Origin of the sequence: Pseudothermotoga sp. U03pept (genome assembly GCF_051235805.1) — a bacterium.
Lineage (GTDB): Bacteria > Thermotogota > Thermotogae > Thermotogales > DSM-5069 > Pseudothermotoga_B.
The window spans coordinates 77,925-104,369 of record NZ_JBPNXV010000001.1 but is presented as its reverse complement, the minus strand read 5'-3'; the positions used below and the strand labels follow the sequence as shown (position 1 = coordinate 104,369).

The 26,445-nt window shown below is 44.0% G+C and carries 23 protein-coding genes, 3 tRNA genes and 1 other annotated feature; of the genes, 8 read left to right on the top strand and 18 right to left on the bottom strand.

Translation table 11 applies throughout. The annotated features are described in order from the left end of the window. Positions 1-21: 21 nt before the first annotated feature. From ACSFC1_RS00555 to ACSFC1_RS00495, 13 genes are all read right to left on the bottom strand, one after another. A complete protein-coding gene (locus ACSFC1_RS00555; protein WP_435564191.1) occupies positions 22-4,971 on the bottom strand; it encodes a DNA-directed RNA polymerase subunit beta' in 4,950 nt (1,649 codons plus the stop codon). A gap of 26 nt (positions 4,972-4,997) precedes the next feature. Continuing rightward, a complete protein-coding gene (gene rpoB / locus ACSFC1_RS00550; RefSeq protein ID WP_435564190.1) occupies positions 4,998-8,513 on the bottom strand; it encodes a DNA-directed RNA polymerase subunit beta in 3,516 nt (1,171 codons plus the stop codon). 156 nt (positions 8,514-8,669) lie between these two features. Further along, the gene (gene rplL, locus ACSFC1_RS00545) at positions 8,670-9,059 is read right to left on the bottom strand and encodes a 50S ribosomal protein L7/L12 (protein WP_435564189.1); all 390 of its coding nucleotides are present in this window, start codon (positions 9,057-9,059) and stop codon (positions 8,670-8,672) included. A 15-nt stretch (positions 9,060-9,074) separates the two neighbouring features. Beyond that, on the bottom strand, positions 9,075-9,617 hold the full coding sequence (gene rplJ, locus ACSFC1_RS00540) for a 50S ribosomal protein L10 (RefSeq protein ID WP_435564188.1): 543 nt from the start codon (positions 9,615-9,617) through the stop codon (positions 9,075-9,077). A gap of 10 nt (positions 9,618-9,627) precedes the next feature. Then, positions 9,628-9,765 (bottom strand) — a sequence feature (ribosomal protein L10 leader region). Next, positions 9,756-10,460, bottom strand: coding sequence for a 50S ribosomal protein L1 (gene rplA, locus ACSFC1_RS00535; protein ID WP_435564187.1), 705 nt, complete (start codon positions 10,458-10,460; stop codon positions 9,756-9,758). Its footprint overlaps the feature before it by 10 nt. A 20-nt stretch (positions 10,461-10,480) precedes the next feature. Further along, positions 10,481-10,906 carry a 50S ribosomal protein L11 gene (rplK, locus tag ACSFC1_RS00530; protein WP_435564186.1) on the bottom strand — a complete coding sequence of 142 codons (426 nt, stop codon included), beginning with the start codon at positions 10,904-10,906 and terminating at the stop codon, positions 10,481-10,483. A 46-nt stretch (positions 10,907-10,952) separates the two neighbouring features. Next, on the bottom strand, positions 10,953-12,017 hold the full coding sequence (gene nusG / locus ACSFC1_RS00525; protein ID WP_435564185.1) for a transcription termination/antitermination protein NusG: 1,065 nt from the start codon (positions 12,015-12,017) through the stop codon (positions 10,953-10,955). 5 nt (positions 12,018-12,022) lie between these two features. After that, positions 12,023-12,220: a preprotein translocase subunit SecE gene (gene secE / locus ACSFC1_RS00520; protein WP_435564184.1), complete on the bottom strand. Its 198-nt coding sequence runs from the start codon at positions 12,218-12,220 to the stop codon at positions 12,023-12,025. A 26-nt stretch (positions 12,221-12,246) separates the two neighbouring features. Beyond that, positions 12,247-12,323: transfer RNA gene (locus ACSFC1_RS00515), tRNA-Trp, on the bottom strand. Between the two features lie 9 nt (positions 12,324-12,332). Continuing rightward, a complete protein-coding gene (gene rpmG, locus ACSFC1_RS00510) occupies positions 12,333-12,479 on the bottom strand; it encodes a 50S ribosomal protein L33 (protein WP_435564183.1) in 147 nt (48 codons plus the stop codon). A 27-nt stretch (positions 12,480-12,506) separates the two neighbouring features. Next, a tRNA-Tyr gene (locus tag ACSFC1_RS00505) sits at positions 12,507-12,593 on the bottom strand. Between the two features lie 8 nt (positions 12,594-12,601). After that, a tRNA-Thr gene (locus tag ACSFC1_RS00500) sits at positions 12,602-12,677 on the bottom strand. 114 nt (positions 12,678-12,791) lie between these two features. Beyond that, positions 12,792-14,606, bottom strand: a complete 1,815-nt coding sequence (locus ACSFC1_RS00495) for an aldehyde ferredoxin oxidoreductase family protein (protein ID WP_435564182.1) — start codon at positions 14,604-14,606, stop codon at positions 12,792-12,794. A 129-nt stretch (positions 14,607-14,735) separates the two neighbouring features. Between ACSFC1_RS00495 and ACSFC1_RS00490 the strand changes: the two genes are divergently transcribed. Together ACSFC1_RS00490 and glyS are read left to right on the top strand one after the other, a co-directional pair. Next, complete coding sequence (locus ACSFC1_RS00490; RefSeq protein WP_435564181.1) at positions 14,736-15,581, top strand: glycine--tRNA ligase subunit alpha; 846 nt, start codon at positions 14,736-14,738, stop codon at positions 15,579-15,581. Next, a complete protein-coding gene (glyS, locus tag ACSFC1_RS00485) occupies positions 15,578-17,593 on the top strand; it encodes a glycine--tRNA ligase subunit beta (protein ID WP_435564180.1) in 2,016 nt (671 codons plus the stop codon). Before ACSFC1_RS00490 ends, glyS begins: the two co-directional genes overlap by 4 nt. Positions 17,594-17,615: 22 nt before the next feature. Here glyS and guaB read toward each other — a convergent pair whose 3' ends face one another. Continuing rightward, a complete protein-coding gene (gene guaB / locus ACSFC1_RS00480; RefSeq protein ID WP_435565954.1) occupies positions 17,616-19,103 on the bottom strand; it encodes an IMP dehydrogenase in 1,488 nt (495 codons plus the stop codon). A 49-nt stretch (positions 19,104-19,152) separates the two neighbouring features. On the opposite strand from guaB, the gene ACSFC1_RS00475 reads away from it, so the two are divergent. Genes ACSFC1_RS00475 through ACSFC1_RS00450 form a run of 6 tightly spaced genes read left to right on the top strand, consistent with a single transcriptional unit; the run spans position 19,153 to position 23,823 of the window. Beyond that, positions 19,153-19,422, top strand: a complete 270-nt coding sequence (locus ACSFC1_RS00475; RefSeq protein ID WP_435564179.1) for an acylphosphatase — start codon at positions 19,153-19,155, stop codon at positions 19,420-19,422. Between the two features lie 16 nt (positions 19,423-19,438). Further along, complete coding sequence (tmk, locus tag ACSFC1_RS00470) at positions 19,439-20,050, top strand: dTMP kinase (protein ID WP_435564178.1); 612 nt, start codon at positions 19,439-19,441, stop codon at positions 20,048-20,050. Next, a complete protein-coding gene (locus ACSFC1_RS00465) occupies positions 20,050-21,159 on the top strand; it encodes an ABC transporter permease (protein ID WP_435564177.1) in 1,110 nt (369 codons plus the stop codon). Before tmk ends, ACSFC1_RS00465 begins: the two co-directional genes overlap by 1 nt. 5 nt (positions 21,160-21,164) lie before the next feature. After that, positions 21,165-21,722, top strand: coding sequence for a phosphodiesterase (gene yfcE / locus ACSFC1_RS00460; protein ID WP_435564176.1), 558 nt, complete (start codon positions 21,165-21,167; stop codon positions 21,720-21,722). Then, the gene (locus tag ACSFC1_RS00455; protein ID WP_435564175.1) at positions 21,719-22,690 is read left to right on the top strand and encodes a hypothetical protein; all 972 of its coding nucleotides are present in this window, start codon (positions 21,719-21,721) and stop codon (positions 22,688-22,690) included. The genes yfcE and ACSFC1_RS00455 overlap by 4 nt, the downstream gene beginning before the upstream one ends. After that, complete coding sequence (locus tag ACSFC1_RS00450; RefSeq protein ID WP_435564174.1) at positions 22,687-23,823, top strand: trans-sulfuration enzyme family protein; 1,137 nt, start codon at positions 22,687-22,689, stop codon at positions 23,821-23,823. The genes ACSFC1_RS00455 and ACSFC1_RS00450 overlap by 4 nt, the downstream gene beginning before the upstream one ends. A 20-nt stretch (positions 23,824-23,843) precedes the next feature. On the opposite strand, the gene tsf is transcribed toward ACSFC1_RS00450, so the two are convergent. The 4 genes from tsf to lgt are packed head-to-tail and all read right to left on the bottom strand — an operon-like array spanning position 23,844 to position 26,444. Continuing rightward, on the bottom strand, positions 23,844-24,440 hold the full coding sequence (gene tsf / locus ACSFC1_RS00445; RefSeq protein ID WP_435564173.1) for a translation elongation factor Ts: 597 nt from the start codon (positions 24,438-24,440) through the stop codon (positions 23,844-23,846). 42 nt (positions 24,441-24,482) lie between these two features. Continuing rightward, positions 24,483-24,968, bottom strand: a complete 486-nt coding sequence (gene coaD, locus ACSFC1_RS00440) for a pantetheine-phosphate adenylyltransferase (protein ID WP_435564172.1) — start codon at positions 24,966-24,968, stop codon at positions 24,483-24,485. Between the two features lies 1 nt (position 24,969). Continuing rightward, entirely contained in the window at positions 24,970-25,584 is a 615-nt protein-coding gene (locus ACSFC1_RS00435) for a metallophosphoesterase family protein (RefSeq protein ID WP_435565953.1), read from the bottom strand. An 8-nt stretch (positions 25,585-25,592) separates the two neighbouring features. Continuing rightward, positions 25,593-26,444 carry a prolipoprotein diacylglyceryl transferase gene (lgt, locus tag ACSFC1_RS00430; protein ID WP_435564171.1) on the bottom strand — a complete coding sequence of 284 codons (852 nt, stop codon included), beginning with the start codon at positions 26,442-26,444 and terminating at the stop codon, positions 25,593-25,595. Position 26,445: the final 1 nt, after the last annotated feature.

The window sequence follows — 26,445 nt, the reverse complement described above, 5'->3', positions numbered from 1 at the left end:
AGGGGCATCTCTGCCCCTTTTTCATGCCATCTTTTCTGCTTCCGCCGCTCTTGGTGTCTCTTCTATCTGGATGTTTGCAAAGGTTTCCAGACCAGTTCCTGCAGGTATGAGCTGACCAACAATGACATTCTCCTTCAATCCATCTAAGAAATCTAAGCTTCCTTCGATTGCCGCCTCCGTCAACACTTGTGGTGTTTGCTGGAACGAAGCAGCACTCAGCCAACCTTTCTGCTCCAAAGAAGCTTTGGTTATTCTCAAAAGTCTTCTGCGATATCTCATAGGTTCTTTCGGTGCTATTTGATAGAAGGTTGGCTTTCCCTCCTCGTATATACAAACCTCTTTCACACCAGTTTCAACAGCTTTATTCAAAATCTCTTCGGTCAGCTCACTGCCTTCTGGAGCTATTTCCTCAATTTGGTCTTCTACCTTACCGACAATCTTTCTGGCGAGAATTTTGCCCAGAACAAAGTTTCTGTTACTCTGAACATTCGCATTCGCTTTGAGTATTTCTTCATTTATCTTCTCGGCTTCAGATACAACCAACAGTTGACCTGGTAGGTAATCTGTATCTCCAGGATCGATTACTTCAACTCTTCCAAGCATCTGCTTTATTATGATCTCGAAGTGTTTGTTGTGTATCTCGACTCCTTGTTCGACATAGACCTTCTGCGTCTCTTTGAGCAAGTACACCGCTGTGGCTTCAACACCAAGTGTGTCCATGAGTTTTCTGAGTCTTACCGCACCCGTTGTCAGCATCATGCCAGGAAGTACCTTCTGACCAATCCTCACCTTGACTTTTGTCTTCTCCTGTACTTCGTATTCGTGTATACCACCAAGGTAGTCCTCAACGTAGATCTTTTGTTTGCCTTCAACATCTCTTATGTCCTTTACAAAACCAACTTCCATTGCGAAAACACCTTCTGGTTCCTTCAACTTCTTTCTTGCCTCAAACAATTCTTCCGCTCTGGGCAAACCCTGAGTTATATCTGCTGTCGTTGCTATACCACCCGTATGGAAGGTCCTCATAGTGAGCTGTGTACCTGGCTCACCTATTGACTGTGCTGCGATGATGCCTACAGCTTCTCCTACATTCACAACTCTGTGACTCGATAGATCCATTCCGTAGCACATCGCACAGACTCCTCTTTCTGCTTCACAGGTGAGCACAGATCTGACATAGATATTCGGTCTTACCTTGATGCGGCTTATTCCATTTTCTTCAAGCAACTTTGCCGTCGCCTCATCTATCTCCTCTTGATAGACCAGTAGTTCTCTTTCTCCTTTGTTGTCAGAGACACTCTGTGCCGAGACAGTACCCACCACTGGATACATCTTCACTTTCAGCGACTTTCTGCCCACGTTTCTTGCCACTCTGATGACATCCCAAGTGAGTTCTGTGCCGGCTTCAACGTAGATTCCCTCTGCCTTCAGATCTTCAGCCAATTCCGTGTAGCAATGCGGTATGTGCAAGCTCTGTAGATCGAGTGTCTGCTCGATAGAAACTGGTACAGAGATGAAAAGATTTGCAAGGAACTCAGCATCATCATCAGAAAGCATTGTATTCCTAACATATTCTTTCATCGATGCCGGGTTCTTGATCACTTCACCACTTACAGGATCCAATATGTCTTTTGCCAAAACTCTACCGAACAGAAAGTCTTTCATCTTTTGCACCGTTAAATCATCGCTGATCAATTCAATAGCCTTTATTCCTTTTTCAGTGCCACAGTCTGTTGTCGTTATGACGACGCTCTGCGCAACATCGACCAACCTGCGTGTTAGATAACCTGCAGACGATGTTCTCAATGCTGTGTCTGCAGCACCTTTTCTCGCACCATGCGTTGAGATGAAAAATTCCATGCTCGTCAAACCTTCGCGGAAGTTTGAAATTATCGGGATCTCAATTGTTCTGCCGGATGGATCTGCCATTAGACCACGCATTCCAGCAAGCTGTTTAACCTGGTCAATATTACCTCTGGCTCCGGAGTTGACCATCATGAAAACTGGGTTGAAGGGATTTTCTCCCAAGGCACTATAGGTGGCAATTTGAACATCTTCCGTTGCCTTACCCCAGATTCTTATGATCTCCTTGTATCTCTCATCAGAGTTCAGAAAACCTTCACTGCATTGTTGTTCCACGTATTCCACTCTTCGCATTGCCTGTTCAATTATCTGTTTCTTCTTAGGCGAGACGATGAGGTCCTTCAGTGAAATCGTCAAACCAGAGATCGTCGCATAATGAAAACCGAGGTCCTTCATGTTATCGAGCAAATCTGCTGTGGCATCAATACCATGGCGTTTGAAGGTGTCATAAATGACATTCTTGATTTCCTTTTTACCAAAGATTCGTCCATAATCTCTCAAATCTGGTGGGATGATTTCGTTGAGAATTATTCTCCCAACGGTCGTTTTGACCCTTTCTTCACGATCGCCAATTCGTACCTTTGCCAATATTGGTGTGTGAAGAGTTACATGACCAAGGTTGTAAGCGAGTATCGCCTCATCTGTTGAACCAAACCGATACTTTATGTTCTGAGGTTTGACCTCATCAAAATCATTCCCAACAGCCGTCAGGTAGTAAACTCCAACGATTACATCTTTACCAGGCATCGATATCGGCTTGCCATGTGCCGGCGAAATAATGTTGTACCTCGAAAGCATCAAATACTTCGCTTCAGCCTGTGCGGCTGCAGAAAGTGGTACATGTACTGCCATTTGGTCACCGTCAAAGTCAGCGTTAAATGGTGGGCAGACCAATGGATGTAGTTGAATAGCGTTGCCTTCTATGAGCTTGGGTTCGAAAGCTTGTATCGACATTCTATGAAGTGTTGGAGCTCTGTTGAGCAAAACAGGATGCCCTTTGATGACCTCCTCGAGCACGTCCCAAGCTTCTGGCATCTCCTTTTCGATTATCGCTTTCTTCATCTTACGGGCTGTCTTGCCTGATTCTCCACCTTCTTCGAGAAGTTTGGAAAGTACAAATGGTCTGAACAGTTCCATCGCCATTTTCTTCGGTAAACCACATTGGTGTATCTTCAGATCAGGTCCAACCACTATGACCGCTCTACCTGAATAATCAACACGCTTTCCAAGCAGATTTCTTCTGAATCTTCCCTTTTTACCCTTGACAAGATCGGTCAAGGACTTGAGTGCCCTTCCATTTCTGTCAGCAACAGCCTTACCAATCCTGCCGTTGTAAATAAGACTGTCAACAGCTTCCTGTAGCATTCTTTTTTCATTTCTCACTATGATATCTGGGGCATTTAACTCGAGAAGTCTTCTAAGTCTGTTGTTTCTGTTTATTACTCTTCTGTACAAATCGTTGAGATCGGTTGTCGCAAATCTTCCACCGTCTATTTGAATCATGGGTCTGAGTTCTGGAGGAATAACAGGAACAGTTTCCAAAACCATCCATTCCGGTCTTGCATTGGACTTTATTAAGTCTTTTACTATCTTCAACCTTTTCAGAAGTTTCAACGATCTGCCACTACTCTTGGCAATCTGAGACAACTCTGATTCAATCTGCGCCTTCACCTTTTCCAGATCGATCTTTTCCAACAACTTTTTAACAGCATTCGCACCGTAATGAGCTTCAATCTTTCCTGGGTAAAGTTCCCTATAAGCCTCATACTCGCTCTCTGTTATAATCGATCCCACAGTTAAACCAGTCTCTTCAGAGACTTTCTCGTCAATCTCAGTAACAGCAACTATAGGTCTGTCATTCTCGACCTCTGCCTCCACTAGAAATTGATCAGGATAATATTCTTCGAAGATTTTGTATTCACGGGAGGAGAGTACCTCTTCCTCGAAGAGGAATCTGTCAGCAAGGTAATCTCCTGCTTTGACTCTGTCTCCATCGTTTACATAGACAAGTGCTCCTTCGAAGACTGGATAAAGCTTTTCGTTCATAACTTGCTCTATGTAAAGTGTGCCAGTCGAGAGCACTTCATAGGTACCGTCCTCCATCGGTTTGACGTTCAATTCCTTGCCAAAGACTACCTTCCCTGCAGCTGGACTGAGAATCGGTTGAATCATACCGGCGCTCAGAAGCTCATCTGCAGCCTTCACCTTAGCGCCACTTTTTACAAGAACTTTGACACAGTACGGAACAGTTATGGTAATGGGCTGCTCCTTACTTGTAGCGAGCGGTTTGATCGTCATGGTGGATGCAACTTCATCTATCTCGACTGTGCCATCAAATGGTGCATAGAAAGGTGGAATCTGTTTTTGGGCAACTATTGGTGTGTCCTTGGTAATTGTCTGATCGTTTTTCACCAAGAGAATCATGCCTGGCTGAAGCTGAACAGGTATTCTTTGGCTGTCTCTGACAATGATCCAGGTTATCTCCCTGCCGGTAGGTCCTTTCTCAGTCTTAATCTTGACTTCACCGTCGATATCAGAAACAACAGGAGATTTTGGGCTTTTCACTGTAACTGCAGTCTCAGCATCAAAATCCAGTACCTTCTTGTATATTCCATACTCAGTCTCATACAGCACATCGGCAAGAGCAAACTGCGTCTTTTTGGGATCGGTCACAATGTAAGATCGCTCTATGATTCGTACACTGCCGTGATATATGATATTTTCCAGATCCCGTGCTGGTATGTTCAACAAGGTGGAAAGCACACTTGGACTACTTTTCAAGTACCATATGTGAACCACAGGGGCTGCCAATTCTATATGGCCCATCCTTTTTCTCCGGGATTCCTTGGATTCTACCCTGACGCCGCATCTTTCGCAGACTGTCCCTTCGTATTTCTTGCCCTTGTACTTTCCACAAACACATTCATAGTCTTTCGTTGGTCCAAAGATCTTTTCACAGAACAACCCGTCTCTTTCAGGTTTGAAGGATCGGTAGTTGATAGTCTCGGGTTTCTTGACCTCACCACTGGACCAACTCCTTATCGTTTCTGGTGATGCCACTCCAACCTTGACCGATGCTATCTTCCTCTTAAAAGTAGATATCGCCATCTGTCTTTCCCTCCTCGGCAACCTTTTCAAACCCGGTCGATGTCGACTTCATTACCACTCTCGTCGTACACTCTAACATCGAGTGCCAGACCTCTGAGTTCTTTAATCAAAACACGAAAACTCTCTGGTATACCGGGTTCAGGTATGTTCTTGCCTTTGAGGATTGCTTTGTAAACCTCGTTCCTACCCTTGATATCGTCTGACTTGATAGTCAACATTTCGTTGAGAGTGTGTGCGGCTCCATGGGCTTCGAGTGCCCAGACTTCCATTTCTCCAAACCTCTGACCACCGAACTGTGCTTTACCACCAAGTGGTTGCTGGTGAATCAGCGAATATGGACCAGTGGACCGAGCGTGTATCTTGTCTTTGGCTATGTGGATGAGTTTCATCATATAGATACTTCCAACGACCACAGGTTCAGCGAAAGGTTCTCCACTTCTTCCGTCCCTGAGCACAACTTTGCCGGTGGGATCTTCTTCGTCATCTCCTTCTTCAAGACCAAGAACACGCCTTTCTTCGTAGAGCCACGGGAGAATCTCGTTCTCTTTCGCACCGTCAAAAACAGGCGTCGCAAACCAGTTGTTTGTGAGTCTCGCTAACCATCCAAGATGAGTTTCGAGAATCTGCCCGACGTTCATCCTCGACGGAACTCCCAGTGGGCTCAAAACGATCTGAACAGGTGTCCCGTCCGGCAAGAAAGGCATATCTTCTTTCGGCAGAATTTTGGAAACCACGCCTTTGTTTCCGTGTCTTCCCGCCAATTTGTCGCCAACCTCGAGCGTCTTCCTGCACGCAACATAGACCTTGACGAGTTTGTTCACACCCGGACCAAGATCTGAAACATCTTCTTTATCGAAAACTTTGACATCTATGACCCTACCATCCGTTCCATGAGGTAATCTGAGTGAAGTGTCCTTTACATCCTTACCACGTTCTCCAAAGACAGATCTTATGATCTTTTCTTCCGGCGTCGTTTCACCCTCGCCTTTCGGCGTAACCTTGCCAACGAGAATATCCTGAGGACCAACATAAGCACCTATTCTGACAATACCACTTTCATCAAGGTTCTTCAGCAATTCTTTGCTCACGTTCGGAATATCTACCGTTATTTCCTCTGGACCAAGTCTTGTGTCTCGTGCCTGTGTCTCGTAAACTTCGATGTGAACCGATGTGAATGTGTCTTCTTCGAGGAGTTCTTCACTCACGAGTATGGCGTCTTCAAAGTTGTAACCTTCCCACGGCATGAAAGCAACCAGCACATTCTTCCCTAATGCAAGTTCTCCCATATCCGTTGCAGGACCATCGGCTATCACATCGCCAGCCTTCACAATATCTCCAACGTTGACAACAGGTCGTTGATTTATAGTGGTATCCTGATTGGTGCGTATGAATTTCATCAGTAGATACTCATCTAAGATCGGTTTGCCATCCTTCAAAATTGGCTTCCCTTCTTGATTTGTCCTCTCGATGATTATTCTTCTCGCATCCACTTTCTTAACTACTCCGTTGTGTTTTGCCAGTACGACATATCCAGAATACAAAGCTGCATCGTATTCAATACCAGTTGCAACGAATGGAGCCTCAGGCTTTACAAGTGGCACTGCTTGCCTTTGCATGTTAGAACCCATCAACGCTCTGTTAGCGTCATCGTGCTCGAGAAATGGTATCAATGCCGTTGAAACACTGACAATTTGCTTTGTTGAGACATCCATGAATTGAACCTTGTCGCGATCTACATATTGAACTCTTTCCATGAACCTCACAGGCACCTTCTCATCCACTATTCTTCCATCTTTGTCCATCTTGACTGTACAAGGAGCGATGTTGTAATGTTCTTCCTGATCTGCTGTGAGATATTCGATCTCGTCTGTTACATAGCCATTCACAACTCGTCTGTATGGTGTGGTCAAGAATCCAAATGCATCCAAATCTGCATACACCGCGAGAGAAGTTATCAAACCAATGTTTGCACCTTCCGGTGTTTCAATTGGACACATTCTTCCATAATGAGAATGGTGGACATCTCTCACTTCAAATCTTGCTCGTTCACGTTTCAAACCACCAGGGCCAACAGCCGTAAGTCTTCTTTTGTGAGTCAGCTCTGCAAGTGGATTCACCTGTTCCATGAACTGAGAGAGGGGGCTGGTAGCAAAGAATTGATTGATGCTTGCTATTATGGTCTTTACATTTATCAAACTCTGTACAGATATCTTGTCCAATGAATTGTAAAGAGTCAGTCTTTCCTGTATCAATCTCTGAGCACGAGAAAAAGCCCTTTCGAATTCAAGTTTTATGAGCTCACCAACGGTTCGAACTCTCTTGTTTCCTAAGTGATCTTTTGTATCCATTATGGCAGGATTCTTACTGACATCCAAGAGATACCTCGTTGCAAGAACAATATCGAGTGGCGTTAGAACAGGTTCGTTTGACTCATAACTACGACGCTCTGCTTCTTCCTCCGAGATATGTTCCACCTGAACAAGATAACCTTTGAAAGCCTTTTCCAACCTTCTGTTGATCTTGTACCTTCCGACATCGGAGAGCTCAAATCTCTCTGTACTGAAATAAAGACTTGTTAGATAAGCCCTTGCGGTATTAACCCTGGGGATTTCACCTGGTTTCAACTTTCTGTATATCTCTATATGAGCCTGGTCTGAGTCTACATCACCGTGGGCATCGATCATCTTCTCAAGAGTCTTTTGTGCCACAGGATGCGCTCTCACTATTGTTGTCAATTTCGATTCGAGAATCGCCTTTGAAGCAGCTTTGGTGAGGACACCACCTCTTTCAACTACTTTCACGCCATCGATGACAATATCGTGCAAAACAATGGATCCGATTGCCTTTTCCATCGTGTAATCGTCGGTCTCAATGACTTCTGGGAAGAGATCGAGAATCTTCATGTTGTCCTCATAACCAAGTGCCTTGAACAACAAGAATAGATTAATACGTCTCTTGCGATCGATTCTCGCGTAGAAGACATTTTCCGCAGTGTGGTAAAGTATCTCAAGCCACGCGCCTCTGACAGGCAAGAAGTGTGCAACATATATCGGAGCCATGCTTTGAGTCTTGGGTATCTCGTCGACAAAGTAGACACCTGGTGCTCTAACGAGTTGACTCACTACAACTCTCTCGGCACCGTTTATTATGAAGGTTCCGTTCTCAGTCATGTACGGTATTGAGCCAAGGAATGCCTCATCTTCGCGCATCTCTCCAGTGTTGGCATCGGTTATTCTCACCACAGCGTAAACTGGCACTGTGTAGGTGAGCCCCTTTTGCTTGCATTCTTCAACAGACGCATTGGGTTCACCGATCTTCGTCGAAACGAACTCCAAAAGAAGTCCCTTTTCGCCTTTCTTAAGATCGCCTTTGTGTGGCTGAGAACTAATAGGAGAGAATTTCTGCAGAATTTCCATAAGACCGTTCTCCAAGAAGTCTCTGTAGGAATCAGTCTGCATGGATATGAGGTTAGGTACTTTTACTACATCCTGTATGCGGCCAAAGGTGAGTCGTTCCCTTCTTCCATAACGAACGGTTCGCATCAAATCACCCCATTTTGTGGTATCATATCCTTAGGAGTAGAAAGAAGTCTCTGAGACAGCAGTGACACCAGAATATGCTAACACAAGAAAACCTATACCAGCATAGCTGGTATAGGTTTGATACACATTTTTTTCGAATAAGAAAACCTATTCACATTACTTCAACGTAACTTCTGCTCCTGCTTCTTCGAGTTTCTTCTTGATATCTTCTGCTTCATTCTTGGGTATACCGGTCTTCACAACAGCGTCTGGGCTTCCAGCCTTTTCTACCAAATCTTTCGCTTCTTTCAGACCGAGTCCGGTGATCTCTCTGATGACCTTGATGACTCCTATCTTGTTTGCCCCAAAGTTCTTCAAAATAACATCAAACTCTGTCTTTTCCTCAGCTTGTGCTTGGGGAGCTCCAGCTGCTGGAGCGGCTACTGCTGCTACTGCAACCGGTGCAGCTGCTGTAACACCGAATTTTTCTTCAAGAGCCTTGACAAGTTGAGCAAGGTCAGCAACCGTTAACTTTTCAATCGCCTCAACAATTTGTTCTACATTCATTTTACCACACCTCCATCATTGTGATTTTTTCTCCTTTATGGCATTCAGTGCGTAAACAAGTTTTCTCAGAGTTCCATTCAAAACATAGACGAGGTTCGCAATAGGTGCTTGTACTCTTCCGATAACCATCGCGTAGAGTTCCTGTCTTGTTGGCAAGTTAGCCAAATCCGCAACTTGCGCTGGTCCAAACCATCTTCTCTCGAGATAACCACCTTTGAACATGCCTTCAATCTTCTTTTCCTTTGCAAAGGAATTGACGATCTTCAAAGCATCTACTGGATCACCTGAGCGAACATACAAAACCGCAGTTGGTCCAGACAGAGTTTCTTCAAAATCTTTACTGTCGTAACCAACTTCTGTGAGAGCTCTGCCGATCAACGTGTTCTTGGCAACTGTGAAATGAGCGTTCTTCTGGTACTTTGAATATATCCTGCGTCTGATATCACGCATAGTCGCAACGTTGAATCCTGTATAATTCACAAACAGAATCAACGAAGATTCGCCAAATTCCTCTTTGAGCTTTTTGAGTATCACTTGTTTCTGTTCTCTCGTTATCAAATTTGCACCTCCTTTCAACAAAAAAGGTCTCTTACCCAAGAAGAGACCCCACGCCAAGAGAAGCGCATTCACAAATGAACTTCGCCTCGGTAGGCGGGGAGTACCTCTTCCAATAACCTACTTTCTTCGGCGTGATATTCAATTTGATGCTTCAAGATCTGCTTGATCGAGCTTTATCCCAACTCCCATCGTGGAAGTAACAACAATCTTCTTTATGAACTGACCCTTGATACCAGCGGGTCTGAGCGCAATTATCTGTTTGTAGGCAGAGATCAAGTTCTCTTTCAACTTTGCCGTGTCGAATGAGCGTTTTCCAATCGGTACGTGCAAACAACCAGTCTTATCACTTCTGACTTCAACTCTTCCCATTTTGAATTCTTTCACAGCAGACTCAACGTCTTCTGTGACAGTACCTGATTTTGGTGAAGGCATGAGCCCACGTGGACCAAGTATCTTTCCAAGCTTGCTTATTGACTTCATCATATCAGGTGTTGCTATGGCAACATCAAAGTCTGTAAAGTTTTCATTTGTTATCTTCTCCACCAATTCTTCACCGCCAACATAGTCAGCACCGGCTGCTTTCGCTGATTCAGCCTTGTCTCCTTTTGCAAACACCAAAACTCTGACTGTCTTTCCTGTACCATGAGGCAAAACAATCGTACTGCGAACCTGCTGTTCTGGTCTCTTTGTGTCTATATTCGTTGACATGTGAAGCTCTATTGTCTCATCGAATTTCGCAGTCGCTGTTTGTTTGACTAAGTCCAAAGCCTCATCAATTTTGTAGAAACGTGCTCGATCGATCTTCTTTCTGATTTCCTCGTATCTCTTGGAGTGCTTCGGCATACGCCTCCTCCTTCCCAAAATTAGTCTGCAATCTCAATACCCATACTTCGAGCAGTACCTTCGATTATCTTAACCGCTGCTTCAAGATCATTTGCCGTTAGATCGGGCATCTTTATCTTCGCAATCTCTTCTACTTGTTTTCTGGTAACCTTCCCAGCACTCTTTCGTTTTGTTTCTCCTGAACCCTTTTCAAGACCAGCGGCTTTCTTCAGCAGAAAAGATGCTGGTGGAGTCTTGACGACAAAACTGAATGATCTGTCTTCGTAAACAGTGATGATAACCGGCAGAATCATACCAGCCTTATCGGCAGTCTCAGCGTTGAACCTTTTACAGAACTCCATTATGTTTACTCCTCTTTGACCTAACGCAGGTCCAACAGGAGGAGCAGGAGTAGCTTTGCCAGCTGGAAGCTGCAGCTTAACCTCTGCTACGACCTTCTTTGCCATTCAAATTCCCTCCTTCGGTGGTCTGGGAAACAGCATTCCCTCCCACTCATTCAATCCTTTCAACTTCCGATGTTTTAACAGTAACCGGTGTTTCCCTTCCAAATATAGTAACCGCAACACGCAATTCTTGTTTCTCTGGATCGATCTCTCTTACAACCCCTGCAAAGTCTTCAAATGGTCCTGTGGTGATCTTCACGACATCACCCACTCGAAAACCAAATTCTACCTTCACTGGCTTTGCCTTTTCTTCATATGTTTCTAAGCCGGCGAGCCTCAAGATCAGGCGAGCTTCTCTTGGTTTCAGTTCCAAAGGTTGACCGCCGGAAGAAACAAAATCTATTATGTTGGGAACGTTTTTCGCAAATTGCCACGTTTCATCGTTCATCATCATCTCCACGAAGATGTAGCCAGGGAACAGCTTTCTCTTGTGTGTCTTGGCTATCCTGATCTCTTTACGAGTACCAAGATCGACTATTTCTACCCTGCCATTGGTATCAGAACAAATCTTCCTGCCTTCTGCTAAGAGTTCGCCGTTCTTAACTTTCCTGCCTTTGCTGACCTTCTGCGCGTCAAAAACCTCAAGTGGTATGTGGTAAATGTCTATTTCTCCGTCTTCCCTCTGTACCTCAACCCTTTTCACTCTTTCATTTTCGACTATCTTGCCATCGAGTTCGCAGATGTATTCAAAATCTTTTGTGAGTGGCATACCTTGCTTAATGCGTGCTCCAATCTTTATACCGGACTCGAGTTTAGAACCTTCAGGTAGAAAATAGGTCTTCGAATATTTTCTGTCGATGGTCTCCACAAGAATCTTTCTGTAGTTTCTCACGTTGACTATCGTACCAGCATGTCGAGCATGAATCGACGGTTCTTCAGCCAACAAATCACCTTTTAACACGTCAGAACCGTTCTTAACAACTATCTTTGCATTCAAGGAGACTACATAACGCTTTATAGATTTTGAAGTTGCATCCAAAATCGTTTCTTCAGGGATCAATATTCTGCCAAAGAATCGATCTGAGCCAGTCGATTTTATCTTGGTTTCCAAATTCTCTTTCGCCGACTGCTCAAAGCCTGCCATGGTTCTCAGAATGAACCATTTTTTTCTCACGAATATCACCCTACGCCCAATGCTTTAAGGATCGCTCTGATGCTCCCAGAGAGAAATAAATCGAGCAAGAAGAAGTAAACCCCCATCACCGCCAGTATGAGGACTACCACTGAAGTGGAGGTCAAAAGTTCACTTCTGTTGGGCCAATGAGTTTTCTTTGCCTCTGCGAAAACTTCTCTTAGAAATTTCTTTATCTTCTCCACAAGTATCCCTCCAGGATACAAAAAATTGGCAGGGCCGGCAGGAGTCGAACCCGCAACCCCCGATTTTGGAGACCGGTGCTCTACCCAGTTGAGCTACGGCCCTGCACATCACTCATTTGGCTTCGTTGTGGACCGTGTGCTTGTCACACTTAGGACAATACTTTCTGAGACTGAGTTTTTCCTTGGTATTCTTGCCCTTGTCGGTGTAATAATTCTTCGTTCCACAAACAGAACACTTGAGAGATATCTTATTTCTCATCCTGCCACACCTCTTATTCGCTAAAAATGGTGGTGAGGGGAGGATTTGAACCTCCGAAGGCGTTCCGCCAGCGGATTTACAGTCCGCCCCCTTTGGCCGCTCGGGCACCTCACCACCTATGTTGGAGCCAGCGAAGGGACTCGAACCCCCAACCTGCTGATTACAAATCAGCCGCTCTGCCGGTTGAGCTACGCTGGCACCACATCCTTGTCAATTATATGCTTACTGACATACCTTGTCAAGGAACTGCATTCTGAAGATACTACATTTGTCATCAAATCAGATTAAATGTTTGTATCACGTTGGAAAAATCTAACGGAGAAAATCATTCACATCTTCGAACACAAAATCGAGTTCTTGCTTTCTGAGTGTCTCTTTTGTTGGTATGCCTCTCTCATCCCAACCTCTCAATCTGTAGTACTCAGTCAACAAAACATCGTATTTTTCCTTTTCCAATTTCATACCGTCAACTTCTTGCTCAAACCATCGACTCGGTGGATAGTCCATCGATCTGTCCCAGTTGCCGTTGAACTCTCTGACCCAGTAGCATCTTATCAAGGAATAGACTCTGTCAGCCGCTTCGTAGATCTTTGACAACGTCCATTCTTTTCCAGTTATTGCACTCAGTATCTTCGCATACCATTCCAGATCAAGACCGAGTTCCACCCAAGGAAGACGGCATGCTGTGAGCATCTCGAACATTCCACCTCTAATTCTCTGTTGTTCAACGACCTTGTTCGCCTTTTCTAAGGAGTAAGTCATCGTGTACTTGGAGGCAGAACTCTCTTCCAAAGGCGATGAACCTATCTCCCAAGCGATAACCCAAGCCTCCTTGTGGTGTGCGCCTATTGCACTGGTACCATAAGCAAGTGCCATGGCAGGGTATATGTAACAGTTGTAAGCAGAAACCTCCAAGCCTTTAACGTGCATCGCCATACTCTCAAGATTCAGCTTTTCACCTGCAGTTTTAACACCTTCTGCGAGCAAATTCGCAAGCTCTCCCTCTCTGTATGCAATCTTCTTTGTCAGCTCAACGGCCTTCTCGTATTCTCCAAATCCAGGTGCATCCTTTATTATTCCTTTTTCGTGTGCTTCCATCGCAAAACCGAGCACAACGCCAAGTGATATGGTGTCCATACCAAGCTCATCGGCAACTCTGTTCAAAACAGCCACACGATTCAAGGAAGGCATGCCGGTATTGGGTCCAAGCATACCAACATTTTCGTAATCGAGCTCGCTTTCCTTCCCTTCCATGTCCAACACAACATTTCCGCACATCATATTGCAATTTGGACAACCTCGTTTGGATACTTTCATCGCCTCCATTGAATAGCCGTCAACACATCGAGCATACTCGAATTTCGTCTGTAGGAAATTCCTCGTAGGCAAAGCACGATTCTTGTTAGCCCACTCCACTGTGGCAAGAGTTCCTTGCCTCATCCAGAAATCATAGCCAGGTAATTTTGGGATCACCTTGTAGACCTCTCGAGTGTACTCATCGAAGAGCTTCTTATCCTTTACTTCAACATCCCTTGTTCCTTTAAAAACAATTGCTTTGAGCTTTTTGCTCCCCATTACCGCACCAATCCCCGGTCTCCCACCAGAACGACCTTCCTGCGATATTATTACAGCGTATTTCACAAGGTTTTCTCCGGCTGGCCCTATGCTCAGGACCCCTACATTTTCACCGTGAACTTGCTTCAGCTTTTTCTCCGTCTCGAAGGTGCTCAGTCCCCAGAGTCCCTCGGCACTCAGTATAGACACATTGTCGTTTTCTATGTAAAGGTATACGGGCTTTTCAGAACAACCTTCGACAACAACAGCCATGTACCCAGCCTTTCTGATGTGAACAGATGCCATGGTACCGATGTTCCCATCACCATAACCATTTGTCAGAGGACTTTTCGCCGCAACTACCAACTTCCCTCCACTTGGGGTTCTCAAACCGTTGAATGGTCCTGCTGCTATTACAAGCTTGTTCTCAGCCGAGAGTGGATCAACTTTCTTTGTCTCGTCCCAAAGGATCTTAGATGCAAGACCTCTTCCACCTATGAAACTGTCTAAAGTTTTCTGGTCAACCTCTTGTTTGCTTACCTTTTTGGTGGTGAGATTCACCCTCAAGATCATCCGGCTTTCCTCCCTTGACAAAGTATTTGCAATGCAAGTATAACAAAAACCAGCTCATTTCACAAAAAGTGAAACTCTTGAAAGCAACTGTGCGAAGTCGTATAATGAGCATGAAACGGAGGTGCTTGAATGTACTTGCAAGAAGTTATAGAAAAGTTAAACGATTACTGGGCTAAGGCCGGTTGTATGATAGACCAACCGTACGACCTTGAAGTTGGCGCTGGTACTTTTCATCCTGCAACCTTCTTCGGCTCGCTAAAAGAGGGTGAATGGAAAGTGGCCTTTGTACAACCCAGTCGAAGGCCTACCGATGGGAGATATGGTGAAAACCCAAATCGACTACAAAGGTATTTCCAGTATCAAGTGATCATTAAACCCTCTCCAAGAGATTCACAGAAGCTGTACTTGGATTCTCTTCGTGCTCTGAATATAGACTTGAGCGAACACGATGTTCGTTTCATAGAAGATAACTGGGAATCACCGACACTTGGTGCTTGGGGAGTCGGATGGGAAGTCTGGCTCGATGGCATGGAGATAACCCAGTTCACATACTTCCAGCAAGTCGGCGGAATTCCACTTAAGACAATACCACTGGAAATAACTTATGGCATAGAGAGAATCGCCATGTACTTACAGGGCAAGAGAAGTATTTTCGACGTGATGTGGAATGAAAAGATCTCCTATGGTCAACTTTATCTTGAGAATGAAAGACAATTTTCAAGATATAACTTTGAACTCTCAAATGCACAAAGTCTTTTCACGCTGTATGAAATCTATTCAGCTGAGTTTGAAGCGCAGATTGAAAAGGGAAACTACCTTGTGGCTTATGATTACATGATCAAGTGTTCACATACCTTCAACTTGCTCGATGCGAGGAATGCAATAAGTGTGACTCAAAGACAGCAGTACATTAGATCGATAAGATCTATGGCGAAACGCTGTGCAGAAGCTTACTTAGGGGGGTTAATGAAATGAAAAATGACGTACTTTTCGAAATGGGTGTTGAAGAACTCCCAGCAAGTGAAATGGATAGAATAAAGGAACAGCTTCTGGAAAATGCCAAAAACCTCTTGCAAGAATCAAAGATCGATTGTGGAAAGATCGAGTGTCATGTAACCAATCGCAGAATCTGTTTGTTCATAGAAGATATTTCTGAAAAACAACAAGACACTTCGATCTTGAAAAAGGGTCCTTCTGAGAAAGTTGCCTTTCTCGACGGCAAGCCAACGAAAGCATTGATGGGTTTTCTGGCTTCTAATCAAGCTTCTGAAAATGAGATTCTCCTTCAAGATGGCTATGTGTTCATCAACAAAAAGATAGATGGCAAGAACACCGATCAAGTTCTTCCCGAGCTTTTCAAAAAGCTCATCGAGTCACTCAGATTCACTAAACCAATGAGATGGGGAGATGGGGAGTACGAATTCGTAAGGCCAATCAAATGGATACTATGTCTTTATGAAGACAAAGTTTTACCAGTTGAAATCTTCGGTTTGAGATCTTCAAACCAAACACAGAGTCATCCATACCTCGGACAAACGATAGTGATCGATAGACCATCAGAGTATGTCGAGGTCTTGAGAAAGTCATTCGTGCTGGTGAGCGAGACCGAAAGGATAGAACGAATAAAACAAGAACTGACAGAAATTGAGAAAACATACGATCTTATTTGTGAGAAAGACGAAGAGATGATCAAAAAGGTTACAAAGATCACCGAATGGCCTCTCGCCATAGTTGGCAAATTCAAAGAGGAATACCTGCGACTGCCCGCTGAGTTGATCAACGTTACTATAAAGCATCATCTGAGTGCTTTCACAACAAACAGAAATGGAAAGATAACACCTCACTTTGTCGCCTTCCTGGACAGGCCTAATGGAGATCTCAGCAAAGTCGTTGATGGTTATCAAAACGTTGTTAACGCACGTCTTGAAGACGCTCGTTATTATCTCGAGATGGACGAAAGGTACAATCTCGAGCAGTTCAACGAGAAACTCAAACAGATGGTATTTCAGAAAGAACTTGGCACCCTGTACGACAAAGTGAACCGCATTGAACGAATCTCCCTCTACATGGTGGAACGAACTGGAATGTCAGCACTTTCAGAAAAAGTTCAAAGGGCTGCAAGGCTTTCCAAAGCTGACATTGCCACTCATGTTGTTTACGAATTTCCAGAACTACAAGGAGTTATGGGGAGGATCTATGCGTTATCAAGTGGCGAAGATGCAGAGGTGGCACTTGCAATAGAGGAACAGTACTCAGATAACCCGCAAACAAAAGTCGGTGCGATCATTGGTGTAGCCGATAGAATCGATACGATCATGGGCAATTTAGCCGTTGGTAATACGCCGAGCGGTTCAAAGGATCCATTTGGTTTGAGAAGCAAGATGGAGACGATCTACAAGACAGTTGTTCACCACAGGTGGGACATCGATATCCCAGAACTCTTAGAGTTCGTTCTTTCACTGCTCAGAATTCAGTGTGACAGAGGCATCATCAATGATTTCATGAGCAGTAGGTACTATGCATTTTTATCAAATCTCGGCTTTTCTTACGATGTCTCGAGGGCTGTAAACCACCTTTGGACCAAACCACTCAGAGGTTTTCTTTCAGCAAAGGCTCTGTCTGAAATGGCAAACACAGAAGATTTCAACACACTCTGCGTTGGTTTTGAAAGAGTTCACAACATCACCAAAAATCACAACGACACACACTTTGATGGGGCACTCTTCGAAAAGCAAGCTGAAACTGACTTATTGAACCAGTTCGTACACGTGAAGTCCATCGTATTAGAAAGCCTGAAAGAGCTCAATTACGAAAAGGGCTTACGCGCTCTGATAGTGTTAAAACCTTATATCGACGAGTACTTCAATGAGGTCTTTGTCATGTCAGATCGAGAGGACATAAGAAAGAACAGACTTGGATTTCTCAAAAGCATCGACAATCTATTTATGCTCATCGGTGATCTAACGCAACTGGTTAAAAGAGAATAGGGCGCAAAGCGCCCTATTTTTATCACTGGTCTGAAAAAGACCAGTAGTTGGGCGATTCTCTTGTTATGATTATGTCATGTGGGTGACTTTCCCTGACACCTGCTGATGTAACTCTGATGAACAAGGCTTTTTCTCTGAGCTCCTGAAGGTCGTTGGCTCCAAGATAACCCATACCAGATCTCAATCCACCGATCAACTGATGTACGACATCTTTCACAGTGCCTTTGTAGGGCACCATTCCTTCGACCCCTTCGGGAACAAATTTGAAATTCTCACTTTGAAAGTAACGATCAGCACTACCTTTTTTCATGGCAGTCTCACTGCCCATACCTCTGTATGCCTTGTACTTCCTTCCTTGGTAGAGAATGGCATCCCCTGGTGCTTCTTCAGTGCCAGCAAAGATACTTCCTATCATGACAGAGTCCGCACCAGCTGCCAGGGCTTTGACAATGTCACCAGAATATCTTATTCCTCCATCCGCAATGAGAGTAACACCACGAGCTCTACAGATCTTTGCACATTCCATAATAGCCGTGAGCTGTGGTACACCAACTCCGGCAACCACACGAGTTGTACAGATCGAACCAGGACCGATTCCAACTTTGATGCAATCTGCTCCTGCATCGATCAAGGCAAGAGCACCTTCTTGTGTTGCGACATTACCAGCCACGATACACAACTCAGGAAAGCTCGCTTTTATCTGTTTGACAGTCTCAATGACCTTTCTTGAGTGTCCATGTGCGGTGTCGACAACTATGAAATCTACTTGTGCATCTTTGAGCGCCTGAACTCTTGCAAGAGTCTCCCCGCCAGTTCCAACAGCAGCTCCAACAATCAGTCTACCCTTTGAATCACGCGCCGCCAAGGGATGTTCAACAACACTCATGATGTCTTTAATTGTTATGAGGCCAACCAACCGATTCTGTGAATCAACTAAAGGTAACTTCTCAATTTTATTTGCGTGCAAAATCTGTTTTGCCTCTTCAAGACTTATCGATGGCTCTGCAACGATCAAATGCGACATTGGCGTCATGAGCTCTTGAACACTGCGCGTATAATCTTCCTCGAATCTGATATCTCTGTTGGTTATCAAACCCAAAAGGTGACCCTTTTCATCCACTACCGGCAGTCCACCAATGCGATAGGTGGACATCAACTGCAGTGCCTTTTCAATGGTGTCATTTACATGGATTGTAACAGGATCATAGATTACCCCATTCTCTGTTCTCTTGACAATTGAAACTTGATGTGCCTGTTCTTCGATAGACATGTTCTTGTGTATAACTCCCACTCCACCCTCGCGAGCCAGTGCCTTTGCAAGCTCTGCTTCTGTAACAGTATCCATCGCAGCACTAACGAGTGGTATATTCAACCAAATATCTTTGGCAAACCTTGTTCTGATATCAGTCTGCACGGGTAGAACTTCGCTGTAGCGCGGAACTAAAAGAACGTCATCAAAGGTTAATCCTTCTTGTAAATTCAAGATGCCACCTCCTACACAACTGTGCATTTTCGATGTATTATGTTTTTCAGAAATTATATCACCGGGGTGGTTAACTGTGCCTGCATTTTTCATAAAGATCTATGGACATGTGCAAGGTGTCGGTTTCAGATACTTCACTTACAAAATAGCGAGAAGACTTGGTGTAACAGGATATGTGAAAAATGCAGACGACGGTTCAGTACACATCCATGCCGAAGCCGATAGAGACACTCTTAACGACTTCTTGAACCAAGTGAGTCGTGGACCATCGATGGCGATCGTTACAGATGTAGAATACCAAGAGGTAGCGGTAGAAAACTTCAAATCCTTTGAAATCACAGATTGAAAAGAGGAGGAAGAAAATGTTCATCTCATTCGAAGGCATTGATGGAAGTGGAAAAGGCACCCAGGTAACTCTTTTCCTGTCATACCTTGCAAGACGAGGCCTGCCTTATATTTGTGTCAGAGAACCAGGCGGTACCGAACTCGGTGAAACGATCAGAGAAATTCTTCTTGCCAAAGAGGAGATTTCGATCTGTCCAAGAGCAGAACTTTTCTTGTTCTTGGCAAGCAGATCACAACTCGTCTCAGAAGTTGTATTGCCTGCCTTGAGAGAAGACAAGGTAGTGGTTGCAGATCGTTTTATCGATTCGAGTGTCGCCTATCAAGGCGCAGGTAGGAAACTCGGAATGAAGGTTGTCGAAGAACTGAACGACTTTGCCACTTGTGGTTTGAGACCAGATCTGACTTACTACATAGACATCACACCCGAAACAGCATTTCAAAGAAAGCACGGTTCTGATAGAATTGAATCAGAAGGTTTAAAGTTCTTGACCACTGTGAGAGAAGCATATTTGAACCTGCTCGAACAGCATTCAAATCGAATAGTGTTGATAAACGGTGAAAGATCTGTCGGCGAGATCCATGAAGAAATTGTCAGGATCTTTGAGAATTTCAGTGGGAGGAACAAATGATGCAGTTTTTGAGAATGGTTCTAACAGATCTCAAACGCATTTTTAAGAGTCGCATCTCCGTTTTGATAATTGTCCTGGTACCATTACTCGTCGTTCTGCTGACAACTGTTTTGTTTAGCAGTTACAGTCTTTTCAACGCAAGAATAGGCGTGGTCAATCAGGATACAGATCCGCTTTCGAGATTCACCGTCGGAATAATCATGTCTCTCTTCAGAGGAGGAACGATATCTTACGCTGGTCCTGACTACCAGGAGAGATTACTTCAAGGTGAGTACAGTGCAATAGTGGTGATACCGAAGGATTTCACCAAAGATCTGTATGCTGCAAAACAAACGTCTATAAGATTCATTCCAAGTCCTGTAGACCTTCAGATATCGTCCGCTATGTATCAACTTTTCAAATCCATGTTCGAAGACTTACAAGGAAGCCCATTTTTCGATCCACAGGTGATAAGGTATCTCTTTGCTTCTCCAGGTTATCCAGCACCAAAACTGATAATGAGCGAACGAGAAGAACTTTTGAGTTTCAAATCTCTCCTCACACCAATTGCCGTCTTTCTCTGCGCCGCGTTTGTCATACTCGCACTCTCTTGCACTTCTATCGTGATGGATAGAGAAAGTGGATTGACAGACCTTTATCTGTCGATGAAAATCAATCGCGTATCTTATACTGTCTCAAAGATCGCCGCTTTCACGACAGTTGGTATTGTAGAATCTCTTATCGCCTCGCTGTTGTTTCTTTTGCTGAAAGTAGAACTTCCGATTGGATTGCTCTTGGTTCTGATATTGTTGAACTCATTTTTCCACGCAGCTCTTGGAGTCTTTCTGTCTTATATGGCAGTTAATACCCACGTTGCAAATCTTTTCAGTTTGAGCCTTGTGGTTATTTCTTTCTTTCTGAGTGGTATGATCGTTCCGATAGCATCGATGCCCCGTGTGATTCAGCTCTTTTCAAGACTATCTCCGCTTTTTGTGATGAATTACGCTCTGAGAAAAGCCCAGTTATACAGTACTGTTAAGATTGGAGAACTTTCTATCGTGATAATCATGTCCGTCTTGACCTTCACCATGACAATCGCATCAACAATGCTTTGCTTTAGAAGAAGGTGAGAATCTTGCACAGAATCTTGGTTGTTTCAGACACACATGGTTCGCTCTCAAGTTGGGAGGAAATTGAAAAGCATATTGGTTTTGTCGACGAGATATACCACCTTGGAGATGTGCTCTATCACGGACCAAGAAATCCCCTTCCGAATGGTTACAATCCTGCTCAGCTTGCCAAGAAATTAAAAGAAAGAAAAAGCATAAGCTATGTTAGGGGAAATTGTGACGCAGATGTAGATCTTTTGGTACTCGAAAATGATGATATGCCGAAAATTGCTTTCATAACCTTGAACGACTTTAAAGTAATTCTTCTGCACGGTGAAGACATCCACACAGATGAACAAATGCTTCAACTTCTTGAAAGGTACAACGCCACTATCCTTGCCTATGGACACACTCACATCCCAAGGCTTGAGGTTGTAAGATCGAAGATCCTCTTTAACCCGGGCAGTCCTTCACTGCCTAAAATGAACCATCCACCTACTGTTGGACTGATAGAACTTACCGAAAGGCTCAGAATAGCCATATACGAAATCAACGGCACTTTGTGCAAGGAGATCTTCCTATGATAGATTTCTGTGAGATGATCAGAGAACTCAACCCGAAAATAGAAATGGTACGGGACGAGGGCGCTATGTTACCTGAAGATATCGATTACGCCGAGACTGCTTCAATAATCGAAGAAGACAAGGTTGAAAAGGCTTCACCTTATGAAACTCTCGTGTTCGTTGATAGCAGAAGGAGAACCTTTGAATCTATAAACATTCATGGCTACATCGCCTTGCTGAGTCAGATAGTCACAGGTGCCGTTGTTTTTGAAAATGGAAGATGCCAGGCACTTTTTTCTCCAAACAAAGGTCCCGAGTCGAAGTTAGTCTTAGCTATTCCACATACACTGGCAAAGATTCTTGATGTAAACGGAGAAGACGTGCGCATTGGGAACTTAGTCTGCAGAGTTGCCATCGGCAACAATGCAAAGATTGCTTTAGATTCATTCATGCAAGAACTTGAACGCGTCCATGTCAGTAAATACACAAATGACTTTCTCACGATCAAAGATGGAAGCATTGACTTTGCAACTCCTTCCTTTCAGGTCGAAAGAGGACCAGTTGGACTCGTCAAAAACATTCAGAAGGCATTCGTTAGCTTCGAAGTATTCAAAGCTTATAGTTCAATGCGAAAATCGCAGAGATCAAAGTGCATCTCGACCAAACTCGTAACAGACAACTCCCTTCTTCGAATCATGTCTTATCTGAAGCTGGTCGGTACTTCTGGCTTAAGAGGTCTTGTGCGTATTGAAACAATAATTGAAGAAGAGAGGTTCGGCAGCACGAAGTACCAAATCTTTGAGACTTTTAATCGTCTGGCTTCGACTTTGTCTGTTCTGGTAGACGAGAACTTTTTTATCCCCAGAGCACCTGAAGATACCTTACCGGTGATTTTTCTGGAACGTTGCTTGGATAGATACTTTTACAACCCAAGATACATACACTGCTCTGTCGTAGAGGCTTTCGGGGGAAGGGAGACGATAATGTGAGGGGATTTTCTACAAGATCAGTTCATGTTGGAGAGATTCACACCCTTGATTCTGTCACAACTCCGATTTTTCAAACGGCGAATTTTCTGATGAACCCAGACAAGTACAAAAAGACCAGTCGCGAGAACCACATCTACTCGAGAATATCAAATCCCACCGTTAGAGCAACCGAGCAAAAACTGGCAAATCTGTGTGGTGCAACAGATGGCGTCTTGTTTTCATCTGGAATGGCTGCTATAACCTGTTCGCTTTTGTCAGTTCTCTCACAGGGGGACAAAGCGATCTTCTTGACTGAGTTATACGGTGGAACTCACAACTTGGTGCGAAATCTGCTACCAAGATTTGGCATCAACTGTGACTTCTGCCAAATCGATGAGATAGAGTCGCTTTCTCTGGATGGTGTCAAAGTTCTCTATGTCGAATCCTTGACCAACCCACTTCTGAAGTTCACCGATATAGAAGTTCTTTCAGAAAGAGCTCATCACAGCGGTGCTCTGCTTATAGTCGATAATACCTTTCTGTCACCGTACAACTTTAGATCACTCGATTTTGGAGCTGATATCGAGATACACAGTGTGACAAAATACATAAATGGGCATTCAGACGTCATTTTGGGTTTTGCAACGAGCAAGGACAATAATTTGGTGAACGAGATCTGGGGGAAGATGTACTCACTTGGCTTGAATCCAGATCCCTTTGAAGCGTATTTAGTTTCGCGATCTGCCAAAACCCTTGCACTTCGAATGGAACGACACAACGATAATGCGAAGCGGATAGCGATATATCTAAAGAACCATCCGAAGGTTCAGAATGTGAGATACCCCATCTTCTATGAAAGAATTCCGAAATGTTACGAAAGGTGTCCGGGCTTTGGAGGAGTTATCTACTGTGATCTTCTAACACAAGAAAGGGCTTTGAAATTCGTGGAAAATCTGAGGATATTCAAAGAGGCAACTTCACTGGCTGGAGTTGAATCTTTGGTAACCATTCCTTCACTCACTTCACATGCCTCGCTGAGCGACGAAGAATTGAAAAGGGCGCAGATCTCAAAAGGTGGCGTGAGAATTTCGGTGGGTATAGAAGATGTAGAAGATCTCATAGACGATCTTGAGCAAGCGCTGAGCAAAATTTAAGGCGCCCTGCGGCGCCTTTTTTATTCTGCTCCAACTTGCATTCTCACAAACCTCGTGACTCTGATGTTTTCTCTTATCTTGCCTATTAACTCGTCGATCACCTGTTTTACAGTCTTGGTGTCCTCAAAGATGTATTTCTGATCGTACAGACAGACCTCTTCGTAGAATTTCTCGAGTTTGCCTTGAACTATCTTTTCAATCACGTTCTGCGGTTTGTTCGAATCTTTCAGTTGCGCGGCGTAGATTTCTTTTTCCTTTTCTATAACTTCAGCAGGGACATCCTCTCTACTCACATAAGTTGGGTTCATCGCGGCTACATGTTTTGCCAAATTATAGGCAAGTTCTTTGAACTCTGGCATCCTCGCAACAAAATCTGTTTCACACCCGAGTTCAAGAAGAACTCCAATTTTATCGTTGAAATGAACATAGGAAGTGACTACTCCTTCCTTAGTAGCCCTGCCAGCTTTTTTTTGAGCCACGGCAGCCCCGCGCTTTCTGAGTATCTCAACGGCTTTTTCGAAATCCCCTTGCGCCTCGCTCAAGGCTGTCTTGCACTCCATGACACCTGCACCGGTCATCTCTCTGAGTTTCTTAACCATCTCTGCGCTTATCTGCATGCGGAAACCTCCTTTTGATTTTGACAGAATAGCCGAGCCATATTATATCACGAAATTCGATCTGAGTTTATTCAGTGCTTCAACAACATTTGGCGGAACCCACATACTGACATCTCCACCCATTGCGGCAACCTCTCTCACCAATCCGGAAGAAAGAAAAGAAAAGCGTTCGTCAGTCATTAAAAAAACCGTTTCAAATTCATGGCACAGGTGTTTGTTTGCTATCGCCATCTCCAATTCATACTGGAAATCAGTCACCGCCCTTAGTCCTCTGATAACTACCTTGATCTGATTTCGCCTCAAATAGTCCACTAATAAACCTTCGTGGTAGTCTACATGGACCTTACCGTTATTGCCAATCAGCTGGGCTATCATCTTCATTCTTTCTTCAGCAGTGAAAATTGGCTTTTTTCTTGGGTTTACCATCACAACAACCCACAACTCGTCGAAGATCTTCAGAGCACGGTTTATTATGTCAAGATGCCCATAGGTGATCGGATCAAAAGAGCCTGGATAGACAGCCCTCACATCAATCACCACCACAATCAGTCTGGAAAATACGTTCATCGTCAATTCTCACACATGTGAGCTTACCACCATAGACACAACCTGTATCGATACCTATTTTGTCTCTTGAGATCAAAACCTTGTGCAATGGGGTGTGACCAAAGACGACCCGATAACCAGGCAAGGGATTTTCGCTGTATATAAACTCTTCTCTGATCCATATCAAATCGAAACTGTCTTGATTTTCAAGTTCAACATGAGGTTTTACACCTGCGTGGACAAAGAGATATCCTGGCTCGACGTGATAAAAGACAGTATTCTTGAGAAATTCAAGGTGTTCTGGTGGAATCTGTCTCACATCACCATAACTTCTGATCGTTGCACGAGCGCCGTTCATCATCCACAGGTCGAAATCCTGTCCCTTTAGAAGATAGTTGAGCATCATCCACTCGTGATTACCACGCAAAAAAACACATTCATAGTCCTTGCTCAGTGCGATTAGTCTATCGATGACCGCTCTGCTATCTGGTCCACGATCGATGTAATCCCCAAGAAATATCAACTTGTCACCGCCACTGAGGGGTAACTTCATGATCAAACTTTCAAGTGACTCTATACATCCATGTATGTCTCCAATGGTGTATATCAGTTCAAATCCCCCCGTCTTTGCACAAACAGTACAAAACCAACAGCTATCATAATCGCACTGAAAAGTTGTGCCGATCTGAGATTACCAAGATAAAGACTATCGAGTCTCAATCTCTCTATGCAGATTCTACCAAGTGAGTAAAAACACAGATATAGTGCGAAAACTTCACCGAAATTCTTTCGATTTTTGCTCATATAACGTGTGAGTAGGAAAAAGATAAGAAGATCCCAAATACTTTCATAGAGAAAGGTAGGGTGGAAATACTCGTATTGAAGATAGCCAACAGGTCTGAATCTCAGAGGAACATACATCTTCCAAGGAAGGTTCGTCGGACCACCAAAGGCTTCGTAGTTGAAGAAATTTCCCCATCTGCCTATTGCCTGTCCCAGAGGAAGGTAAGCTGCACCGAGATCGAGTACTTGAAAGGTAGTGAAAGAAACACCCTTTCTGTATCTCGCGTAGACTACGCAGGTAACTATTGCGAAAAGAACAGCACCTTGTATTGCCAGTCCGCCATGCCACACCATGAAGATTTCAATGGGATTTTTCGTGTAGTACCTCAAATTGAAGATCACATAGAACAACCTTGCTCCCACTATTCCAAAGATCACAGCATAAAAAATCAGTTCATCCAGTTGATCGACCACGATCTGTTCTTTTTTTGCCCTTTTCCGAGCCAGGTAATAAGACAAAGCTATGCCTGTGAGTATGAAAATGGAATAATAACGAAGCTCGAACTTCCCCACTTTGAAGATTGCATTAGACAAGATCAACTTTCCCTGAAAAACTTGAATGAGGAATAAAGAAATCAGAAGCAGGAAAATGACTACCAAGATGGCTTTCAGCATG